Raw genomic sequence first — 21755 nt, 5'->3', positions numbered from 1 at the left:
GCGCGGCCGCCCGCGGGGAACGGGCGGCCGCTGGGTGGGGGTCTACCACTGGTGAGCGATGTCGATCACCAGTCGGGAGTTCGAGCCCGGTCCCGCGAGCGTGTAGACGCGGAATGGGAGCCGGGCGCGGACGCCCAGACCGATCGTGGTCTGACCCTCGAAGCTGCCGGCGAACGCGAGCTGCCGGAACGTGCGGTACCCGGCCACGTTGGTCAGTTCCTTGGAGTTCTTCGGGGAGTACGTCGCCTTGCCGGAGTTGAGGTCGTACGACGACGCGCGGACGACGATCTGCAGTTTCGCGCCACCGCGAAGCGGCACGACGAACCCGGAGCCGTCCTGGTGGACGGTGCTGACGTACCGGACGTCGTACCCGGCGGCGCGGCCGCCCAGATCGACGACGAGCCGGTCGTAGCACGCGTGCCGGCCGGTGCGGACGTTCGTGACCGGTGACAGAACCATCCGGCTGTTTGCCTCGGGCAATGATCCCCAACCGCGTGGGCAGGACGCGGTCGAGACGGTCGAGGTGGTGCGGGGGGCGGTGGACGATCCGGACAGTGCCGGCGCGGCGAACGCGGCCGCGGGGACGGCGAGCACCGCGAGTGCGGCGACGATCGTCTTGGGTATTTTGTGTTGGAGCTTCATGATGCTTTTCCCCCTTGTTTGGACACTTACTTGGACGACACCAGTGGCCAACTGGTTTACTTTTTAGGCCGGTGATTTCAGGTAGTCGATCGGGCACGATGTGCAGATGACCCCTGAAGAGCTGCTCGACGTGTTCCACCGCCGGATCCGGCTGCCGGACGCCGACGCGATCCCGGGCTGGAAGCAGGAGCACGACGGCCCCGTGCACCGCTCGTACGTCGAGGGCGCCGAGGGAGCCGGGTTCGTCGAGACCCCGCGCGGCCTGGGCGACGACCCGGACGCGGTGATCGCCCAGGAGGTGGCATTCTTTCGGGAGCGCGGCCTGCCGTTCGAGTGGAAGACGTACGCGTACGACGAACCGGCCGACCTTGGTGAGCGGCTGGTCCGGGCCGGGTTCACGCAAGAGGAGCCGGAGACGCTGATCCTCGGCGAGATCGACCGGATCCTGCAGCGGCCGTCTGCGCTGCCGTCGAAGGTGCGGCTGCGGGAGGCCGACGGGCCGGACGACTACCAACGGATCGGCGTACTCACCGACGCCCTGTGGCACAACGGCGTGGAACGGATCGTCGAGCGGCTCGCGGGTGAGGCGCGGATGTTCCCGGACCGGCTGTCGGTGTTCCTGGTCGAGGACGCATTGAAGGGACCGGACGGTCCGGCTGTGTCGGCTGCCTGGATCCGGTTCCATCCCGGCACCGGGTTCGCCAGCCTGTGGGGCGGCGGCACGCTGCCGGAGTGGCGCCGGCAAGGCATCTACAGCGCGCTGCTCGCCCACCGCGCCCGGCTCGCGAAGGAGCGCGGCTACGAGTTTCTCCGCGTCGACGCGTCCGAGGACTCCCGCCCCATCCTGCAGAAACTCGGCCTGTACGCGGTCACCACAACCACGCCGTACCAGTGGGAGCTGGCGGACGCCCACGCAGGCACAACCCACTGATTTCGCCGGTTGAGGGCTCTTTCGCAGGGTTATGCCTGCGCGGGCGTCCGGGTCGGCGCGCGGAACGACCGGTCGAGGCTGTACGTTGCCGTCATCATGGCCCTGAAAATCGCTTCTCGCTTCCGCCGGCTGCTGCAGCGCCCCGGCTCGATCGATCTCGGCCCGTACGAACGGCTCACCCAGCTGGTCGGCGAGGCGGAGGAATCGGTCGTCTCCCTGACCGACGAAGAGCTCACCGAGGCGGTCGCGGAACTGCGCACCACCGGCGGGCTGCACGAGGACGAGCAGATCGAGTTCCTCGCGCTGGCCCGGGACGCGGGGAACCGCGCGATCGGCGAGCGCGCGTTCGACGGCCAGGTCGTCGGCGCGCTGGCGATGCTGCAGGGCCGGGTCGTCGAGATGGCGACCGGTGAGGGCAAGACGCTGGCCGGCGCGATCGCCGCCGCCGGGTACGCCGTGGGCGGCCGCAAGGTGCACGTGCTGGCGGTCAACGACTACCTGGCCAAGCGCGACGCCGAGTGGATGGGCCCGGTGTACGAGCTGCTCGGCGTCACCGTGTCGCACGTCGGCCAGGCCTCGACGCCGGAGGAGCGCCGCGAGGCGTACCAGGCGGAGGTGTGCTACGTCCCGGTCAGCGAGATCGGGTTCGACGTACTGCGGGACCGCCTGGTCACCGACGTTGCGGACCGGGTGACTGTCGAGGCGGACGTCGCGCTCGTGGACGAGGCCGACTCGGTGCTGATCGACGAGGCCCGGGTCCCGATGGTGCTGGCCGGTGCGACCCGGAACGAGGCGCTCGACGACGACGTCGTCCAGCTGGTCCGGACGCTGCGCGCGGGGGTCGACTACGAGATCGACGGCGACGGCCGGACGGTCGCGCTGACGGATCGCGGCACCGACAAGGTCGAGAAGGCATTCGGCGAACGCGCGGCCGAAGCGGCCGAGGAGGCAGCAGCAGACAAGGCCGGCGAGCCAGTTGACGACGACGCAGTTGACGACGACGCAGGTGACGGCGGCGAGGTCGACTCCGAGACGGGCGCCGACGACAGCGTCGGGAGCGACGCCGATTCGGACGCTGACGCGGACGACGTGGCTGCGGACGACGAGGCCGCGGCCGAGCCTGAGCGTCCGGAGTTCAACCTGTACGACGACGAGAACCTGGACCGCTTGACCCAGATCAACGTCGCGCTGCACGCCGAGGTGCTGCTGCGCAGGGACGTCGACTACCTGGTCCGGGACGGCAAGGTCAGCCTGATCAACAACAACCGCGGCCGGATCGCCAAGCTGCAGCGCTGGCCGGACGGTCTGCAGGCCGCGGTCGAGGCGAAGGAAGCCGTGCCGGTCAGCGATTCCGGCGAGGTGCTCGACAGCATCACCGTGCAGGCACTGATCAAGAGGTACAAGTCGCTGTGCGGCATGACCGGTACGGCGGTCGTCGTGGGGGAGTCGCTCCAGGAGTTCTACGAGGTCGACGTCGCCGTCGTACCGCCGAACAAGCCGAACGTCCGCAAGGACGACCAGGACCGGTTGTACCTGACCGTCGACCAGAAGAACGACGCGCTGGTCAAGCACATCGGCGAGGTGCACGAGAGCGGACGGCCGATCCTGATCGGGACGCACAGCGTCGAGGAGTCCGAGCAGCTCAGCGACAAGCTCGAGGCGGCCGAGATCGAGCACGTCGTACTGAACGCGAAGAACGACGCCGAGGAGGCGGCGATCATCGCGGAGGCCGGTGTGCCGGGGACGGTGACCGTGTCGACGCAGATGGCCGGCCGCGGCACGGACATCCGGCTGGGCGGCAAGGACGAGACCCACGACAAGGACAAGGCCCTCGAACTCGGCGGCCTCTACGTCGTCGGCACCGGTCTGCACGCGTCACGGCGGCTGGACGACCAGCTGCGCGGTCGTGCGGGACGGCAGGGTGACCCGGGCGGGTCGCTGTTCTTCGCCAGCCTCGCCGACGAGCTCGTCACGCGGTACTCCGTTTCGTCCGGCCTCCGCCCGCACCCGGACGACACCGGCCGGCTCACGGACCGCAAGTCGGTCGGCATGCTCGAGCACGCCCAGCGGGTCGCGGACGGCGCGAATGCGGAGCTGCACCGTACGACGTGGCAGTACAACCGGCTGACGGGACAGCAGCGGGCGATCCTGCTCGAGACCCGCGAGAAGGTGCTGACCGAGGACCTGGCCGCGGACGAGCTCTCCGAGCGCGCCAAGGAGCGGTACGACGAACTGGTCGACGAGGTCGGCGAGGACGTGGTGAAGGCCGCGGTGCGGCGGATCGCGCTGCGGCACCTGGACCGGCGCTGGACCGATCACCTGGCGTACTTGGCGGACCTGCGGGAGGGCATCCACCTGCGCTCGCTGGCCGGCGGCATCGTGCACCTGAAGCCGATCGACGAGTTCAACAAGTCGGCGATCGCGTCGTTCGACACGCTCATCGAGGACTCCTGGAAGGACGCGGCCGAGACGTTCGCGGACGCGGAGATCACCTCCGAGGGGCTGGACGAGGAGAGCAGCGGGATCCCGCGGCCGACCGCGACCTGGACGTACCTGGTCAACGACAACCCGTTCGGCACCGAGGCGGACCGGATCCTCGGCCGCCTCCGGAACGCGATCAAGCCCGAGTCGGTCTCCGAGTCCGAGGAGATCCTCGCGGAGGAGTTCGACGAGGACGAGCTCCCCGAGGAGCTCCGCGACGTCGACGACGACGCTGACTCGGACGACGCTGACTCCGACGACGGGGCTGATGATGACATCGAGGTCGAGAAGAAGAAGGACTGAGACTTTGGTCTAGGTGCGGACAGCCGTCGGCTCGATGCCGGCCGGCGGCTCGGTGGGGGACGCTCTCGTCATGCCCAGCACGCACAAAGGTCTCCGGCTCCTCGTCGTCGACATCGCACTCCCGCTCGGACTCTTCTACGGCTTGCGGGCGCTCGGTGCGAGTGACCTCACCGCGCTGCTCGTCGGCGTGGTCCCGGGCCTGATCAGCTCGGCGGTGTCGCTCGTGCGCACCCGCCGTACCGACCTGGTCGGGATGGCTGTCGTGGTGAGCATGGTGGCGAGTTCGGTGGTCGCCGTGCTGGGTGGAGATGCGCGCCTGCTGCTCGTCCGGAACGCGTGGATCAGCCTTCCGTTCGCCGGCATCACGTTGTGGTCGCTGCGGCACCCGCAACCGCTGACCTACATCGTCACGCTCGCGATGATGCCGCGGCGGGCGCGCGTGATGGAGCAACTGTGGGAGACGAACGCGCGGTTCCGGGACGCGTGGAAGTGGATCACGGTGTTCTGGGGGATCGCGACGATCATCGACGGGATCATCCGGATCGTCCTGGCGTACACGTTGCCGATCTCCGTCGTACCGGCCACGGACCCGGTCCTCACCGTCCTGACGATCGTCGTACTGCAGGTCCCGACAATCGTGCTGCTCCGGCGGAGCGGGACTTGGCACCTCGTGTTCGCCCCTCGGCGGCCTACAGTCGGTGAGATGACGGACGACAAGCTGTCACAAGCGCGCATGCGTGAGTTGCTGGACTCCGGAGAGGCGACGTCGATGCTCGCCGGGATGGAGGTCGGTCCGACCTGGTACGCCGACCGCTGGTGGTACGTACCGGCCGAGGCCGCGGAGGACGCCGACTACCAGCCGGCCGACCCGGAGAAGTCCGAGCGGTTCGACCGGCTCCGGCGCCGCGCGGAAGCCGTCGACCGCGTCCAGGCCGAACTGGACAGCAGGCAATGAGCCCGCGGTCCGAACTGCAGGAGCCGAGCCGGGACGAACTCGTCGCGGCGCAGCAGGTCGTGGATCTGTTCGCCGCCGAGGCGCTGCTCGCACTCGACCGGTACGAGCAGTCGTTCCCGTCGAGTGCGCCTGACAAGGAACGGCGTACGGCGGACCGGCTGGCGCACTGGTGGCGCAAGCTCGAGTTGGACGACGTACGCCTGGATCCGGAGGGAACGGACGCCGAGCAGATCCTGGTGGCGGCGTCCGATCTGGCGCTCGACCCGGAGAACCACTGGGGGCTGAGCCTCGAGGAGGCCTCCGCCCAGGCCGTGAACCGGGCCGCGATGGACGGCCGGACGATGCCGACCACGACCATCGCGGACCTCAAGAAGAACTTCGAGAGCGCGTACGGCGGGCGCTTGGACCTGCCCGACCGGGACGACGAATGGCTCGCGCAGTCGCTGACCCGGCTGGCGCGGGCGAGCGTTCTGCGGGACGTGATCGCGGAGGGTGCGCACATCCGGGTGAGCGAACCGCTGCGGGCTGCGGCCGACGACCTGGTCCGGCAAGGTCAGCAACTGATGGACGACCGGCTCCATCTCGGCCGCCGTCAGGAGGCACCGATCAGCCGGGGCCCGTTGAGGGCCCAGCAGGCGAAGATCACCTCGATGTACTTCGCGTTCTGCGCGGGTGTGGAGCTCACCGGTGCGCCGTTGTGGGCCGACCTGCTGATGAAGACTCCCGCGACCGCGGTGTTCTTCAAGGAGACTCGCGACGCCTACCGAGAGCACGATCACGCGGTCGCGACCCGGCTGGACCCCGCCCAGGCCCAACTCCGCTCGGTCCGCAAAGGCATCGCCGACTCCCTCGACACCCCCACCCCCGCCACCCGCCGCGACACCCGCGCCATCCGCAACGCCACCACCCGGCGCCCCGACCACGGTCGCTGACCCACTCACACCGTCTTTGAGAACCCACCAACCGGGCGGATTCAGCCGGTGGTCGCAACACCGGTGGTTGGGTAGGGGTCGGAGAGTAGCTGGTTGAGGGTTTCGGCGGGGGTTCGCCACTCGAGGGTTTTGCGGGGTCGTCCGTTGAGCTGGACGGCGACGGCCTCGAGGTGGTCGCGGGTGTGGACGGACAGGTCGGTGCCTTTGGGGAAGTATTGGCGCAGCAGGCCGTTGGTGTTTTCGTTGCTGCCGCGTTGCCAGGGGCTGTGGGGGTCGCAGAAGTAGATCGGGAGGTCGGCGGCGGTGCTGATCTCGCGGTGCCGGGCCATCTCCTTGCCCTGGTCCCAGGTCAGCGACCGCCACAGGTGCTGGGGCAGGGTGGGGATCGCGTCGAGCATGGCGTCGCGGACCGCGGCGGCGTCGGTTCCGCTCAGGTGGAGCAGCATCACGTAGCGGGTGGCGCGTTCGACCAGGGTGCCGATCGCTGACCGGTTGCCCTTGCCCATGATCAGGTCGCCCTCCCAGTGGCCGGGCACGGCGCGGTCGTCGGCCTCGGCGGGACGCTCGGAGATCATCACCATGTCCGTGCGCCCGCGCCGACCAGAGCTGCGACGCTGGTCGGCGCGGCGCTGGGGTTTGCGGATCGCGCGGCCGGTGCGCAGCGCGGTGGCCAGTTCCCGGCGCAGCGCGCCACGGCCCTGCACGTACAGGGCCTGGTAGATCGTCTCGTGTGACACCCACATCTCCGGATCATCGGGGAAATCCGACCGCAGCCGGACCGCGATCTGCTGCGGGCTCCACCGCAGCCGCAGCCCGGCCATCACCCGCCACCGCAACCGGCGCCGCGAACCGACCGCCCCGGCCCCGGGTGCGAGCCTGGCCGGCTTCGGGCGGCGCGCCCGCCGGTCGGCGTTCGCCTGGGCCAACGAGGCACGGTACCGCGGCCTGACGTTGCCGCCACGATCGCGACGCACCCGCCGGGTCGCGCCGTTACGGTCCAGCTCGCGGCTGATCGTCGACGCCGCCCGACCCAGCCGCCGCGCGATCTCACGAACACCGACGTCTTGCGCCCACCACACCATGATGTTCTCGCGCTCGGCGAACGACAGATACCGGCCCACAGGCTCAGACAGCTCCACCATCGGCATCCCGCCACCCTCACGGACCCACCGCCACGCCACCGACTTCGCCACGCCAACCGCAACCGCGGCATCCGCATACTCCGCGCCGCCACGCACCAACAACCAAAACTCACGCTGCACCTGCCGCGGCAACCCAGGACGACCACGCACGGCCATTCACAACACCTCCAGAAAGCCAGGTGTTGCAACGACCAACTGAATCCGCCCCGTTTTGCGAGCGCTGAAATGGTTGGTGGGTTCTCAAAGTCGGGGTTGTCGGTGGGGGTGGATAGGCTGCTGGGGTGAGTGATGGGTTGTTCGATCTTCCGGGTGCGCCGGCGCCGGCCCGTGGTGGTGGGAGTTTGGCGGACGCGGATCACACCGCGGCTCCGCTGGCGGTGCGGATGCGGCCGCGCAGTCTCGACGAGCTGGTCGGCCAGCAGCATCTGCTGGCGCCCGGTTCGCCGTTGCGTCGGCTGGTGGAGGGCGACCAGCCGATGTCGCTGCTGCTCTGGGGTCCTCCGGGGACGGGCAAGACGACGATCGCGGCGGTCGTCTCGCACCAGACGAACCGGAAGTTCGTGGAGCTTTCGGCGGTCACTGCCGGGGTGAAGGACGTACGGCAGGTGATCGACGGCGCGCGCCGGGACCTGTCTCGCGGGACTGGTGCGGTCGAGACCGTACTGTTCATCGACGAGGTCCACCGCTTCACGAAGGCCCAGCAGGACGCGCTCCTGCCGGGCGTCGAGAACCGCTGGGTGACTCTGGTCGCCGCGACCACCGAGAATCCGTTCTTCTCAGTCATCTCACCTCTGCTGTCCCGCAGTCTGTTGCTCACGTTGGAGTCGCTGACCGACGACGACATCGCGCTTCTGCTGGACCGCGCTCTGGCTGACGAGCGCGGGTTGAACGGCGAGTTCGAGCTGGCCGCGGACGCGCGGGATCACCTCCTCCGGATGGCCGGCGGAGACGCTCGCCGAGCACTCACCTACCTGGAAGCCGCCGCCGGGGGAGCCCGCGCCAAACACGACCAAGCCCTCAAGTACAAACAAGCCACCGATCCGGCCGAGGCTGCAGAGCCGGCCGACTCCGTCGACCCGGGCGAGGCGGCGGAGCGGGCGGTGATTGATCTGGTGACGTTGGAGACGGCGGTTGATCGGGCTGCGGTGCGGTACGACCGGGCCGGGGATCAGCACTACGACGTCACCTCCGCGATGATCAAGTCGATCCGTGGGTCGGACGTGGATGCGGCGATGCACTATCTGGCCCGGATGGTCGAGGCGGGGGAGGACCCGCGGTTCATCGCGCGCCGGCTGGTGATCTCGGCCAGCGAGGACATCGGCATGGGCGACCCGACCGCGCTCGGTGTCGCGATCGCGGCGGCCGAGGCGGTGCAGCTGATCGGGATGCCGGAAGCGCGGATCAACCTCGCCCAGGCGGTCGTTGCGCTCGCGCTGGCGCCGAAGTCCAACGCGGTGATCATGGCCGTCGACGCGGCGATCGCGGACGTGAAGGCGGGCAAGGTCGGCCCGGTCCCGCCGCACTTGCGGGACGCGCACTACGCCGGCGCGAAGAAGATCGGCCACGGCTCGTCGTACCAGTACTCCCACAACGACCCGCGCGGCGTTCTCCCGCAGCAGTACGCCCCGGACGTGATCGACGGCACCGACTACTACAAGCCCACCCGCCGCGGCGGCGAAGCGGCGTACGCCGACCGCGTCGCCGCCATCCGCAAAATCCTCCGCGACCGCAAGTGAGTCGTACTGCGGAGCACGTCGACGCTTTCAACCTGGCGGTGACGACGGGGGACTGGGAGGCGTTTGCGGGGCGGTTTGCTGAGGATGCGTGCATGAGTTTCGTACAGGTTCCGGTCGGTCCGTTCGAAGGTCGGACGGCGATTGCGGCGGCGTACCGGGAGAATCCGCCGGCCGAGACCATGACGCTGCTCGAGGACGGCGACGAACGGGCGCGTTTTCGCTGGTCAGGTGGTGGGACCGGCTCGATGGAGCTGCGCTGGGCGCCGGACGGAGCCGTACAGGCACTCACCGTGAGCTTCGATTGAAGCGTTCGAGTCGGTAAACTGCCTCTCGGCCTGGGGGCGGAAGGTATTGGTTTTGAGGCAGCCCCATCCCCAGAACGGTCCACGGCATCTTCGTAAACGTCCGCCGGTGCTCAAGCTCGGCGCGGGCGTGGCAACAGTCGCTGTGCTGGCCGGAGCGGTGTTCCTGTACCCGTTCAAGTCCCAGCACTCCGAGACCGGCCAGGCACCGCAGTCCGCCAGTTCGTCCGGTCCGACGATCGATCGGTCGGAAGGTACGACGCGATCGAGCACGCGCCCGTCGCTCCCGGTCGGAAAGCCGCTGAACCCACTCGCACCGCAGGCCACCGCAGGGTCGACGTCCAACTCGCCGCTGACCGGCCCGGGCACGAACGACCCGACGACCGCGGATCCCACGACGGGAACCCCACCCGGCACCCCCTCGACAAGCACCACCTCACCCACCTCCCCCTCAAGCACCCCGCCGACGACAACGACTCCGACCACACCGACGACCACCACGCCGGCACCGACTACTCCGACCCCGACCACCCCGTCACCCAGTACGCCGACCCCGACGCCGACCGCGACCACCGCCGTACCGTCAGCCACCCCCAGCAGCTCGCCCAGCAGCACGCCCAGCACTACCCCCGCGGTCGTCTACCGGGACTGCGCCGAGGTCCGGGCCGCCGGGAAGGCGCCGCTCTACCGCGGCGACCCCGGCTACACCCCGGAACTCGACAACAACGGCGACGGAATCGCCTGCGAACGCGGCAACTCCTGACCCTCGCACGCGGTTTGGTGAGGGACTGTGATGTGAGGGATGGTGTCCTGGAGCGGAGTGCTACAGGGGCGCGCGATAAGGTCGGGCGGTCCACAAAGTCGCACAGAGTTCGCGGCAGGTCGCATGAGGTCGCTACGGAAGGTGGATCGTTTCCATGAGCGTCGGTGAAGTCGCGGGGCTGATAGCCGCCTGCGCGCTGCTCATCCTGGTGGGCCTGCTGGCCTATCCGATCCTGAAGCTCGGCAAGGTGTTCGACGAGACCCGGATCATGGTGAAGGGCGTCTCCGACTCCAGTGTCCCGCTGCTCGGCGAGGTGACCACCACGGTGGCGACCACGAACGCCCAGCTGGCGAAGGTGGACACGATCACCGACAACGCGACCACTGTGACCACGAACGCGGCCGCGCTGATGTCGCTGTTCTCGGCTACCGCCGGCGGTCCGCTGGTGAAGGCTGCCGCGTTCACCTACGGCGTCCGCCGGGCGCTAGGTGAGCAGCAGCGCAAGGACGTGTCGCGGCGCGTCAAGGAAGAGATGAAGGCCGAGCGGAAGGCGCGGAAGCGGTGAAGCGGATCTTCTGGCTGATCGTCGGGATCGCCGTCGGCGTGTACGCCGTCACCCGGCTGAAGAAGCGGGCCCAGATCCTCGCTCCGGAGGGTATGCAGGAGTCCGCGGCCAAGCTGGCCGCCGCGGTCCGGCACTTCGGCGACCAGGTCCGCGAGGGCATGGCCGAGCGGGAGACCGAGCTGCGCGACGCGCTGGGCATCGAGAACGCATCCCAGACTGATTCGACACAGCGTGAGGACTACCGGTAACACCCATGGAAACCAGTGAGATCAGGCGGCGGTTCCTGCAGTACTTCGAGGACCGGGGCCACACCGTGGTGCCGAGCGCGCCGCTGCCGTCGCCGGACCCGAACCTGCTGTTCAACGTCGCCGGCATGGCCCAGTTCGTGCCGTACTTCGTCGGCCAGCAGACCCCGCCGTACGCGCGGGCGACCAGCGTGCAGAAGTGTGTGCGGACCCTCGACATCGAGGAGGTCGGCAAGACCACCCGGCACGGCACGTTCTTCCAGATGAACGGCAACTTCTCGTTCGGCGACTACTTCAAGGAAGAGGCCGTCAAGTTCGCCTGGGAGCTGGTCACCAAGCCGCAGAACGAGGGCGGGTACGGCTTCGACGAGTCCGTCCTCTACGCCTCGGTGTACTACGAGGACGACGAGGCGATCGACATCTGGAAGCGGGTCGCCGGGCTGCCCGACGACCGGATCGTCCGGCTCGGCATGAAGGACAACTTCTGGTCGATGGGCATCCCGGGTCCGTGCGGCCCGTGCTCGGAGATCCTGATCGACCGCGGCCCGGAGTTCGGCGCGGACCGGGACTGGGAGGCGGGCGACCGCTACCTGGAGTTCTGGAACCTGGTCTTCATGCAGAACATCCGCGGTGAGGGCGGCGGCAAGGACGGCTACCCGATCCTCGGCGAGCTGCCGAAGAAGAACATCGACACCGGTCTCGGCCTCGAGCGCGTCGCGTACCTGCTGCAGGGCGTCGACAACATGTACGAGATCGACGAGATCTACCCGGTGATCGAGAAGGCGACCGAGCTGACCGGCCGCAAGTACGGCGCGGAGCACGAGGACGACATCCGGTTCCGGGTCGTCGCCGACCACGTGCGCAGCGCGCTGATGCTGATCGGCGACGGCGTCACGCCGGGCAACGAGCAGGGCGGGTACGTACTGCGTCGCCTGCTGCGCCGGGCGATCCGCTCGATGCGTCTGCTCGGCTACGAGGACCCGAGCCTGGTCGAGCTGCTCCCGGTGAGCCTCGAGCAGATGAAGAAGTCGTACCCGGAGCTGGTCACCGACTTCGGCCGGATCAGCCAGGTCGCGTACGCCGAGGAGGAGGCGTTCCGCCGTACTCTCACGGCCGGTACGACGATCTTCGACGTGGCGGTGCGCGACACCAAGGCGACCGGTGCGCACCAGCTCGAGGGCGCGAAGGCGTTCCAGCTGCACGACACCTACGGCTTCCCGATCGACCTGACCGTCGAGATGGCCGCCGAGCAGGGCCTGAACGTCGACACCGAGGGCTTCCGCTCCTTGATGAAGGAGCAGCGCGAGCGGGCCAAGGCCGACGCGCGCGCCAAGAAGGCCGGTCACGCGGACACCTCGGGGTACCGGGAGCTGCGGGAGAAGGGCGTCACCGAGTTCACCGGGTACCAGGAGCTCTCCAGCGACTCCCAGGTCCGGGGCCTGCTGCGTGAGGGCGCGGTCGCGCCGTTCGCCGAGCAGGGCGAGACCGTCGAGGTCGTGCTCGAGAAGACCCCGTTCTACGCCGAGTCCGGCGGTCAGATCGCGGACGAGGGCCTGATCGTCGGCGACGGCCTGAAGCTGAAGGTGCTCGACGTGCAGCGCCCGGTCAAGGGCCTGATCGTGCACAAGGTCGAGGTCGTCGAGGGCGTACTGCGTCCCGGCGAGGACGTGCACGCCGCGGTCGACCACGAGTGGCGGGTCTCGGCCTGCCAGGCGCACTCCGGCACGCACGTCGTGCACGCCGCGCTGCGCCAGGTGCTCGGCCCGAACGCGTTGCAGAGCGGTTCGTACAACAAGCCCGGTTACCTGCGGCTCGACTTCGCGTGGTCGTCGTCGCTGGACGCGGCGACCCGGTCCGAGATCGAGGAGGTCGCGAACCTCGCCGTACGGCAGGACCTTCCGGTGTCGGCGCAGTACATGACGTTGCCGGAGGCCCGGGACTGGGGCGCGCTGGCGCTGTTCGGTGAGACGTACGACGAGCAGGTCCGCGTGGTCGAGATCGGCGGTCCGTGGTCGCGTGAGCTCTGTGGTGGCACGCACGTGAAGCACTCGTCGCAGGTCGGCGCGGTCACCGTCACCGGTGAGTCGTCGGTCGGCGCCGGTGTCCGGCGGATCGAGGCGTTCGTCGGCATGGAGGCGCTGCACTACCTCGGCCGCGAGCGGTCGCTGGTCCGGCTGCTCAGCGAGAACCTGAAGGCCCGCCCGGAGGAGCTGCCCGCCAAGGTCGCCGACCTGGCCGAGCGGCTGCGGGTGGCGGAGAAGGAGCTCGAGCGGATGCGCGCCGCGCAGGTGCTGGAGGCCGCCGCCGAACTGGCGAAGGACCCGAAGGACGTCTTCGGCGTCCAGTACGTCGGCCACCGCGCACCCGACGGCGTGAACGGCGGCGACCTGCGCAAGCTGGCGCTGGACGTCCGCGGCCGGATGCCGAGCGACAAGCCGGCCGTGGTCGCCGTGCTGAGCGTGAACGACGGCAAGCCCGGCGTGGTGATCGCACTGAACGACCTGGCGCGTGAGTGGCGGCTGAAGGCCGGCGACCTGGTCCGGATCGCGGCCGAGAAGCTCGGCGGCCGCGGTGGCGGCAAGGACGATGTCGCGCAGGGTGGCGGCACGGACGCGGCCGGTGCCGACGACGCGTTGAGCGCCGTCGAGCACACGATCGGCCACCAGGTCACCGGCTAGATGAGCCGGCGATGAGGACGGGCGTGCGGATCGCGCTCGATATCGGCGACGCCCGGATCGGCGTCGCGAGCAGCGATCCGCACGGAATCCTGGCTACGCCTGTGGAAACCGTCCGGCGTGGGCCCGGCGATCTGGATAGGATCGCGGCACTCGCCGCCGAACTGGAGGCGTTCGAAGTCGTGATCGGGCTGCCGCGCTCCCTGTCCGGGGGCGAGGGACCGGCCGCGGTGAAGATCCGGGAGACGGCGGAGCAGGTGCGGGACAAGGTACTGGTGGTGAACTCGGGCACGACGGTGCGGCTGGTGGACGAGCGGTTCACCACGGTCACCGCCGAACGGATGCTGCGGGAACGGGGAAAGAAAGGCTCCAAACGGCGTGCAGTGGTCGACCAGGCCGCGGCAGTCGTGATTCTGCAACATGCGCTCGACCTCGAGCGCGAGACCGGCAACCCACCCGGGAGGCCCCTGTGAACGGACCATCGGTGGAAGAACAGCTCAACGAGGGTGAGGACCAGCGCGACGACGACCTGGGCTCCGGCCTCGGGCTGCGCCCGGAGACCCGGGTGGAGCGCCGCGCCAACCGCCGTCGCGCGCGCGGACGCCGCGCTTTCGGCTGTTTCGCCGGCCTGATCTCGCTGCTCGTCGTCGGCGCCCTGGTGGCCGGCGCCGTGGTCGGCTTCGGCAAGGGCAAAGACGCGCTCGAGGGACTCTTCTCCGCTCCTGACTACGAGGGCGCCGGCACCGGCACCGTGGTCGTCGAGATCACCAAGGGCCAGGCGACCGCATCGATCGCGGACACGCTGGAGAAGAAGGAAGTCGTGAAGAGCGCCCGCGCCTTCGAGCGCGTGGCCCGCGACGATCCGCGGTCGCTGCAGATCCAGGCGGCCACCTACACGCTGCGCAAGCACATGTCGGCCAAGGCCGCTCTCGACCTGATGCTGAACACCGCCGAGTCGGTCCGGGTGGCCCGGGTCAGCGTTCCGGCCGGCAAGACCAAGGCCGAGGTCGCGGTGATCCTGCAGAGTTCGAAGATGAAGCTGCCGGCCGGCGCCGCCGCCACGGCACTCGGCAAGCCGGCTTCGCTCGGTCTCCCGTCGTACGCGCACAACAACGCCGAGGGCTTCCTGTTCCCGGGGACGTACGACGTGCCGAAGAACGCGAACGCGTACACGATGCTCAAGCTGATGACCGCTCAGTACGCGAAGACCGCGGCGTCGCTGGACCTGGTGAAGACAGCGACGAACAAGAAGCTGGACCCTTACCAGGCGGTCATCGTGGCCAGCATCATCGGTGCGGAGACGAACCGGTCGGAGGACTACGCCAAGGTCGCGCGGGTCATCTACAACCGGATGGAACGCGGCATGAAGCTGCAGATGGACTCGACGATCCACTACGTGGTCGGCAAGGACGGCGGTGTCTTCACCACGACCGAGCAGCGCGAGAACCCGTCGCCGTACAACACCTACAAGTACAAGGGCCTGCCGCCGACCCCGATCAACTCGCCGACGCGTGACGAACTGCGGGCGGCGATCAACCCGGCGCAGGGCTCCTGGCTGTACTTCACGCTGGTCAACCTGGACACCGGCGAGACCGCGTTCGCGAGCTCGGCCGACGAGCACCAGGCGAACGTGAAGAAGCTGCAGGCCTGGTGCCAGGCCCACAAGGGCAGGTGCTGACGTCCCATGACCCGGTGTGCCGTTCTCGGTTCGCCGATTGCGCACTCGTTGTCGCCGGCGATGCACCGGGCCGCGTACGCCGCGCTCGGGCTGGACTGGGGGTACGACGCTTTCGAGGTCGAGGAGGACGAGCTCCGCGGATTCGTCGCCTCGCTCGGTGACGACGTGCGCGGGCTGTCGCTGACCATGCCGCTGAAGCGGGTCGCGCTCGACCTGGTCGACACGGTCGATCCGGTCGCGGAGCTGATCGGCGCGGCGAACACGATGCTGTTCGAGCCGGACGGATCCCGGTCGGCGCACAACACCGACGTACCCGGGCTGGTGAATGCGTTCGCCGAGCGGGGCATCACCGTCGCCGATTCCGCCGTCGTCATTGGTGGTGGCGCGACTGCTGCGTCGACGCTCGCCGCGCTGCGCGGGCTGCGGGTCAGCGAGATCACGGTCGTCGTGCGGGACGTGTCGAAGGCCGAGCGGTTGCTCGATCTGGCCGCGGAGCTGGGACTCCGGACGTCGGTCGCCGACTTCTCGCAGGTAGAGCAGATCGGCGGCTTCGACCTGTGCGTGTCGACGCTGCCCGGCGGCGCCGTCGACCCGTGGGCCGAGCACTTCGCGGCCGTCGCGCCGGTGGTGTTCGACGTGGCGTACCACCCCTGGCCGACCCGGCTCGCGATCGCGGCGCACCGGATCGGTACAGAGCTGTTGAACGGACTTGACCTGCTCGTGCATCAGGCGACCCTCCAGGTGGAGATGATGACGGGTAGGTCGCCGGCTCCTCTGGCGGCCATGAGGGCTGCTGCGCGTGAGGAGCTGGGGGATCGTGAGCCTGCTTGACCGTCGTACCGTCCTGATCGCCGGCGTCGCCGTCACCTTGGCCGGCTGCGGCGACTCGAAGGACTCCGGCAGCACGCCGAGCCCGTCGCAGACCCCTACTGCAACGACGCCGCCTCCCAGCACAACCGCTCCCACGACGACGCCGAGCTCAACCCCAAGCACGTCAGCACCCACACTGACCTCCACCGCACCGAACTGGAACACCTTCGCGAGCTCCCTCAAGGGCCGCGTCTACCTGCCTTCGACTTCCGGGTACGCCGCCGCGCACCAGCTCTTCAACCCGCGCTGGGACAGCGTCCGCCCGACCGCCGTCGTGAAGGCCGCCAACCCCGGCGACGTGCAGAAGGCGATCAACTTCGCCCGTACCAACAAACTCGTCCTCGTCCCGAAGAGCGGCGGCCACTCGTACGTCGGCGCGTCGACGATCGCCAACGGCCTGCAACTCGACGTCGGCGCACTCAAGACCATGAGCTACGCGAACGGCGTCCTCACCGTCGGCGCCGGGGCACGCCTGTACGACGTCCACGCCTTCCTCGACCGCTACGGCCGCTCGCTGCCGACCGGCACCTGCCCGACCGTCGGCGTCGCCGGCCTGACACTCGGCGGCGGGATGGGGATCCACACCAGGACCTACGGCCTCACCTGCGACCGCGTCGTGTCGATGGGCGTGATCACCGCGGACGGCAAGGCCCACAACGTCAGCGCGACCTCCGAGTCGGACTTGTTCGCCGCGCTCCGCGGAAGCGGCGGCGGCAACCTCGGCGTGGTCACGTCGTTCCAGTTCGCGACGATCCCGGCGACCAAGCTCGGTTTCTTCCGGCTGACCTGGCCGGAGTCGCAGGCGGCGGCCGTCGTCCGCGGCTGGCAGAAGTTCGCCCAGAGCGCGCCGACCACGGTCTGGGGCAACCTGCACATCGATGCCGCGAGCAACGGAACCCTGTCGATCCGGGTCCTCGGCGTCTCCACCACCGGCGACGCGACTGCAGCGGCCGCGCAACTGGAGTCGTTCGTCGGCGCGAAGGCGTCGGGGCGGACGCTCTCGGTGAAGTCCCACATGGAGGCCGTCAAGTACCTCGGTGGCGGTACGACGAGCCCGCGCCAGGGGTTCCTCGCCGGTTCCGACGTACTGAAGGGGCCGATGGACGCGGCGACGATCACTGGTCTGCTCGGTGCGGTCAAGGCGGCCGCGCGCGCCGGGACACCGGCGTCGGCGATCCTCGACCCGCTCGGCGGACAGGCCGCGAAGGAGCCGGCCGGTGGCTCGTCGTGGCCGTGGCGTAGCGCGCTCGCGGTGATCCAGTGGTACTCGTCGGCGCAGGGCACGAGCGCGAAAACCTTCATTGCGAACGGCCACAAGGCGGTCCGGCCGGCCTCGGCCGGCGGCTACGTGAACTACGTCGAGGCCGGACGGGCGGTCAGCTCGTACTACGGCGGGAGTGCCGCCAAGCTGCAGGCCGCGAAGAAGAAGTACGACCCGACGAACTTCTTCCACACGCCGTACACCCTTAGCTAGCTAGTGTTCGGCCCGTGAAGCTTTGGCGTGTGACCGCGGGTGTGCTGGCTGCCGGACTCGTCGCGGCCGGGGTGACTCCCGCGTGGGCGTGTGCGTGCGGCGGCTACCTGCCGGACGGACAGTCGAAGGCCCGGGTGTACGGCGAGAACGCGCTGGTCCAGTACGCCGGGGGCACCGAGCAGATCACGCTCTCGATGTCGGTCCGCGGCGCGTCGAAGAAGGCGGCCTGGATCATGCCGGTCCCGTCGGCCGCGAAGGTCGACCTCGGCGACGACAACGACTTGTTCTACCGGCTCGAGCAGATGACGAAGCCGAAGCGCGTGGTGAAGAAGACCTACTGGCCGTTCCGTGATCTCGGCCTGGGCCGCGGTCGGGGTGACGCGGCCGGCGCCCCGGCACCGGGAGCCGGGGTGAGCGTCAAGGAGCAGATGACGCTCGGCCCGTTCGCGGTCACGCGCCTCGGCGGTTCCAGCGGTACGGCGGTCACGGACTGGCTGCGCACGAACGGGTACGTCGTACCGTCGACGCTGGCCGCGAACCTCACGCCGTACCTGACCGAGAAATGGGAGATCGTCGCTGTGAAGCTCGCGCCGAGGAAGGACGGCGAGAGCCTGTCCGGTGCGACACCGCCGCTGCGGCTGACGTTCGCGTCGGACCGGATCGTGTACCCGATGCGGCTCAGCAAGGGCGCGACCACGACCCAGACCGTCACGGTGTACGTCGCGGCGGAGCACCGGGTCGATGCCACGAAGGTCCCGGACGCCGCCGTGACTCCGGAGCTGCTCTTCGCGGGGCGGGTCGACACCGACACGCTGCCCAAGCCGACCGACTTCCTGACCGCGTACACGGCGACGTACCGCGATCCGGGCAAGATCACCGACGACTTCACGTTCGCCCAGGCGGCGAACGACGACGAGTACCAGCGGATCACCTACGTCACCAAGAACGAGGGGTTCTGGAGCACGGTCGCGGTACTCGTCGGCCTCGTGCTGCTCCTGGTCGGCGGGGCGCTCGTGCTCGCGCGAGTGTTGGCCCGGCGGGCGGCCGCGGGCGTCCGCAAGTAGTCGTCTAGGGTCGTGGACCGTGCCGGCTGACAACGCGTTACTCGCTGCGGGAATCGGCGTGGTCGCGTGCGGTGCCGTGGCGTCGGTGCTCGGCCCCTGGCTGATGCGCCGCATCCCTGAGCCGGAGTTGGAGGACGGCGAGACCAAGGTCTTGTACGCGTCGCTGGCCGGCCGGCGAGCGGCGTACTGGTGCGGCGGGCTCGCCGCGCTGGCCGGCGGCATCATCGGCTGGATGCTCGGCCTGGACGCGGTGCTGCCTGCGTGGCTGGTGCTGGTGGTGGCCGGCTCGGTGCTCGGGTACATCGACGCGAGGACGCGTTTCCTGCCGTCGGTGATCATTTGGCCGACGTACTTCGTGGTCGCGACCGGGCTGGTGGCCGCGGCGCTGGCGACGGGGGAGTGGGGCTCGTTGCGGCGGGCAGCGATCGCCGGGGCGATCGGGTTCGCGGTGTTCTACGTGCTGTGGTTCGCGTTCCCGCGCGGGGTCGGGTTCGGTGACGTGCGGTTGTCGGGGCTGCTCGGGATCGCGCTCGGCTGGCTCGGCTGGGGCGAGTTCGTGTCCGGGCTGTACGGCGGGTTCTTCCTCGGCGCGATCGTCGGGATCGTGCTGATCGCGGCGCGGATCATGACCCGCAAACAGATGGTTCCGTTCGGTCCGTTCATGCTCGTCGGAGCCCTGGCCGGCGTACTCCTCGGCGTCCCGTTGGAGCGGTTGTACGCCGGATAACGGGCGCGAGGCTGCTCGCTGCGGGGATCGCGGTCCACAAACCTCCCAAACCGGTTTGGGGCTCGTCGTTTACATCGAGACAGCGCCGAGTGCGGCCAAGATGACAAAGACGCCCAGGCCGCCGAAGAATATGACGACGAATCCCCAGGTGATGGTGCGCCAGATCACCGAGCCCCCATGGACGGGCTGGTTGGTTGCCGACGTTTCCGGGCTGTACATCACCTCAAGAGGGTCGCCGACCTTCGGGTCCTTCAGGTACGCGCACTCTCCGACCTGCTGCCGGCCCGATGCATCAGCAAATTCATACCGGGCGTGGACGACCTTCTCGGTCGTTGACGTGCCTGTCGCCGAGGAACTGCGAGTTGTTGTCCAGACATGACGAACTGTGCCCTGGGCTCGCGGCCATGCGGACAACCGCCGAAGCCGGCGCGCGGACAGCCCTAGCACCCAGACTGGGCCGATCAGCAAGGCAAGGCCGATCAGCAGTCCAATCATGGAACCAGAACTCACGCGATCTCCAGACAGCTGTTGGTCATGAGTCCAGCACCCTAGCCGATCGGCCGCGTGTCGGCTCCGAGCGGTTGTACGCCGGATAGGGGAGTCCTGCACTCCACCAGATGGTTGATGTGCGGACACTCTTCGCCTTCCTAGGCTCGAGGCATTCGAACTCTCGGGAGGGAAGTCAATGCCAGTCAGTCGTCGTGGTCTCCTGGCCGGAACCGCCGTCGCGGGTGCTGCACTCGCCATACCTGGTACGGCGTCCGCAGCCGGCGCCATCACCACCACCAGCGCCAAGATCGGCCCGGGTGATGCGCGCTACCAGGACCTCGTGCTGCGCGGCCAGAACCGCCGTTTCGTGGCCAAACCCGACTATGCGCGGGTGATCCAGTCGTCCGAGGACGCCGTCGCGGCCGTGCAGGACGCGGTCCGCAGCGGGAAGCGGATCGCGGTGCGTGGCGGTGGGCACTGCTTCGAGGACTTCGTGGACAGCAGCGACATCGAGGTGCTGCTCGACATGTCGACGTACGACGCGGTGACGTGGGATCCGCAGTACCGGGCCTTCTCGATCGGCGCCGGGGCGATCCTCGAAACCGTCTACAAGGAACTGTTCTTCGGGTGGGGCCTCACCGTGCCCGGCGGCGGGTGCCTCGGCGTCGGCGTCGGCGGTCACTTCGCCGGGGGCGGATACGGGCCGCTGTCGCGCAAGTACGGCTCGGTCGTCGATCACCTGTACGGCGTGGAGATCGTGGTCGTCGACGCCCGCGGACGGGCGCGATCGGTGGTCGCGACGCGCGACAACGAGCACCGCGACCTGTGGTGGGCGCACACGGGCGGTGGCGGCGGGAACTTCGGTGTCGTCACCCGGTACCTGATGCGCACCAACGGTTCGTCCGGCCGGTCGCCGGCGGAGTCGTTGCCCAAGGCACCGGCCGCGTTGCGGTCCAGCGTGCTGCTGTACGACTGGAAGACGACGACCCAGGCCGGCTTCCTGCGGACGGTCCGGAACTGGTTCGACTTCTTCGAGCAGCACAACACCGCGGACTCGCCGTACGCGACGCTCTACGCGCCCTTCATCCTCACCCACTCGTCGGCCGGGCAGTTCCTGCTCTCCACGCAGATCGACGCGGCCGCGCCGAACGCGGCCGAGCTGATGAAGGCGTTCAACGCCGCGATGGTCGCCGGCGTGGACCCGAAGCCGCAGGTCATCGACGTCGGCGAGGGAGCGTTCCTGCACACCACGATGGAGCGGTCGATCGGCGAGACGGCCACGCCGGGGCGCGGGAAGTACAAGGCCGGGTACCTGAAGAAGGGGTACACCGACGAGCAGATCCTGGCGATGTACCGCGGGCTCACGGACACGACGTACACCGGCCCGACGTCGTCGGTCCTGCTGATCCCGTACGGCGGCAAGGTGAACACCGTGCCGTCCGACGCGACCGCCGCCGCGCAGCGGGACGTGGTCGCCAAGATGGTGCTCAGCGCGTCATGGGACACCGCGGCCGACGACGGCAAGAACCTCGCATGGGCACGGAAGGTGTACGCCGACATCTACCGCGACACCGGCGGTGTCCCGGCGCCGAACGCGATCAACGCCGGGTCGTACATCAACTACCCGGACGTGGACCTGGCGGATCCGGCGTACAACAAGTCGGGCGTGCCGTGGCACGACCTGTACTACCTCGGCAACTATCCGCGGCTGCAGCAGATCAAGTCGAAGTGGGACCCGCGCAACGTGTTCCACCACAAGCTCTCGATCGAGCCGAGCTGAG

Annotated in this window: 20 protein-coding genes; 17 read left to right on the top strand and 3 right to left on the bottom strand. The window is 69.1% G+C overall.

All coding sequences use genetic code 11. The annotated features are described in order from the left end of the window. Positions 1-42 precede the first annotated feature (42 nt). Positions 43-642, bottom strand: a complete 600-nt coding sequence (locus OHB24_RS37920) for an AMIN-like domain-containing (lipo)protein (protein WP_327635765.1) — start codon at positions 640-642, stop codon at positions 43-45. Between the two features lie 106 nt (positions 643-748). On the opposite strand from OHB24_RS37920, the gene OHB24_RS37915 reads away from it, so the two are divergent. The 4 genes from OHB24_RS37915 (at position 749) to OHB24_RS37900 (ending at position 6244) form a co-directional block, all read left to right on the top strand. Further along, complete coding sequence (locus OHB24_RS37915) at positions 749-1573, top strand: GNAT family N-acetyltransferase (protein ID WP_327635764.1); 825 nt, start codon at positions 749-751, stop codon at positions 1571-1573. Between the two features lie 96 nt (positions 1574-1669). After that, a complete protein-coding gene (locus tag OHB24_RS37910; protein ID WP_327635763.1) occupies positions 1670-4357 on the top strand; it encodes a preprotein translocase subunit SecA in 2688 nt (895 codons plus the stop codon). A gap of 13 nt (positions 4358-4370) precedes the next feature. Then, a complete protein-coding gene (locus OHB24_RS37905; RefSeq protein ID WP_327635762.1) occupies positions 4371-5312 on the top strand; it encodes a VC0807 family protein in 942 nt (313 codons plus the stop codon). Continuing rightward, on the top strand, positions 5309-6244 hold the full coding sequence (locus OHB24_RS37900; protein ID WP_327635761.1) for a hypothetical protein: 936 nt from the start codon (positions 5309-5311) through the stop codon (positions 6242-6244). The genes OHB24_RS37905 and OHB24_RS37900 overlap by 4 nt, the downstream gene beginning before the upstream one ends. 41 nt (positions 6245-6285) lie before the next feature. Here the strand turns inward: OHB24_RS37900 and OHB24_RS37895 are convergent, their stop codons facing one another. Then, entirely contained in the window at positions 6286-7542 is a 1257-nt protein-coding gene (locus tag OHB24_RS37895) for an IS30 family transposase (RefSeq protein WP_327635760.1), read from the bottom strand. A 125-nt stretch (positions 7543-7667) separates the two neighbouring features. On the opposite strand from OHB24_RS37895, the gene OHB24_RS37890 reads away from it, so the two are divergent. The 12 genes from OHB24_RS37890 to OHB24_RS37835 all read left to right on the top strand — a co-directional run bounded on the left by OHB24_RS37890 (position 7668) and on the right by OHB24_RS37835 (position 19485). Beyond that, positions 7668-9122 carry a replication-associated recombination protein A gene (locus OHB24_RS37890; protein WP_327635759.1) on the top strand — a complete coding sequence of 485 codons (1455 nt, stop codon included), beginning with the start codon at positions 7668-7670 and terminating at the stop codon, positions 9120-9122. 92 nt (positions 9123-9214) lie between these two features. Further along, on the top strand, positions 9215-9427 hold the full coding sequence (locus OHB24_RS37885) for a hypothetical protein (RefSeq protein WP_327635758.1): 213 nt from the start codon (positions 9215-9217) through the stop codon (positions 9425-9427). A gap of 106 nt (positions 9428-9533) precedes the next feature. After that, positions 9534-10187 carry an excalibur calcium-binding domain-containing protein gene (locus OHB24_RS37880; protein ID WP_327635757.1) on the top strand — a complete coding sequence of 218 codons (654 nt, stop codon included), beginning with the start codon at positions 9534-9536 and terminating at the stop codon, positions 10185-10187. 154 nt (positions 10188-10341) lie between these two features. After that, positions 10342-10752: a DUF948 domain-containing protein gene (locus tag OHB24_RS37875; protein WP_130388436.1), complete on the top strand. Its 411-nt coding sequence runs from the start codon at positions 10342-10344 to the stop codon at positions 10750-10752. After that, entirely contained in the window at positions 10749-11000 is a 252-nt protein-coding gene (locus OHB24_RS37870; protein WP_130388437.1) for a DUF6167 family protein, read from the top strand. Before OHB24_RS37875 ends, OHB24_RS37870 begins: the two co-directional genes overlap by 4 nt. A gap of 5 nt (positions 11001-11005) precedes the next feature. Beyond that, the gene (gene alaS / locus OHB24_RS37865; protein WP_327635756.1) at positions 11006-13675 is read left to right on the top strand and encodes an alanine--tRNA ligase; all 2670 of its coding nucleotides are present in this window, start codon (positions 11006-11008) and stop codon (positions 13673-13675) included. 11 nt (positions 13676-13686) lie between these two features. Continuing rightward, positions 13687-14145, top strand: a complete 459-nt coding sequence (ruvX, locus tag OHB24_RS37860) for a Holliday junction resolvase RuvX (protein ID WP_327635755.1) — start codon at positions 13687-13689, stop codon at positions 14143-14145. Beyond that, positions 14142-15350 carry an endolytic transglycosylase MltG gene (mltG, locus tag OHB24_RS37855; RefSeq protein ID WP_327635754.1) on the top strand — a complete coding sequence of 403 codons (1209 nt, stop codon included), beginning with the start codon at positions 14142-14144 and terminating at the stop codon, positions 15348-15350. Before ruvX ends, mltG begins: the two co-directional genes overlap by 4 nt. 6 nt (positions 15351-15356) lie before the next feature. Then, positions 15357-16181 carry a shikimate dehydrogenase gene (locus OHB24_RS37850; protein WP_327635753.1) on the top strand — a complete coding sequence of 275 codons (825 nt, stop codon included), beginning with the start codon at positions 15357-15359 and terminating at the stop codon, positions 16179-16181. Beyond that, a complete protein-coding gene (locus tag OHB24_RS37845) occupies positions 16168-17694 on the top strand; it encodes an FAD-binding oxidoreductase (RefSeq protein ID WP_327635752.1) in 1527 nt (508 codons plus the stop codon). The genes OHB24_RS37850 and OHB24_RS37845 overlap by 14 nt, the downstream gene beginning before the upstream one ends. A gap of 14 nt (positions 17695-17708) precedes the next feature. Then, the gene (locus tag OHB24_RS37840; RefSeq protein WP_327635751.1) at positions 17709-18758 is read left to right on the top strand and encodes a DUF2330 domain-containing protein; all 1050 of its coding nucleotides are present in this window, start codon (positions 17709-17711) and stop codon (positions 18756-18758) included. 19 nt (positions 18759-18777) lie between these two features. Beyond that, the gene (locus OHB24_RS37835; protein ID WP_327635750.1) at positions 18778-19485 is read left to right on the top strand and encodes an A24 family peptidase; all 708 of its coding nucleotides are present in this window, start codon (positions 18778-18780) and stop codon (positions 19483-19485) included. 69 nt (positions 19486-19554) lie between these two features. Here OHB24_RS37835 and OHB24_RS37830 read toward each other — a convergent pair whose 3' ends face one another. Continuing rightward, complete coding sequence (locus tag OHB24_RS37830; protein ID WP_327635749.1) at positions 19555-19995, bottom strand: DUF3592 domain-containing protein; 441 nt, start codon at positions 19993-19995, stop codon at positions 19555-19557. 175 nt (positions 19996-20170) lie between these two features. On the opposite strand from OHB24_RS37830, the gene OHB24_RS37825 reads away from it, so the two are divergent. Then, positions 20171-21754 (top strand): FAD-dependent oxidoreductase, encoded by a 1584-nt coding sequence (locus OHB24_RS37825; protein WP_327635747.1) that lies wholly within the window; start codon positions 20171-20173, stop codon positions 21752-21754. Position 21755: the final 1 nt, after the last annotated feature.

Origin of the sequence: Kribbella sp. NBC_00482 (assembly GCF_036013725.1) — a bacterium.
Classification (GTDB): Bacteria; Actinomycetota; Actinomycetes; order Propionibacteriales; family Kribbellaceae; genus Kribbella.
This window is presented reverse-complemented; position numbering and strand designations above follow the sequence as displayed.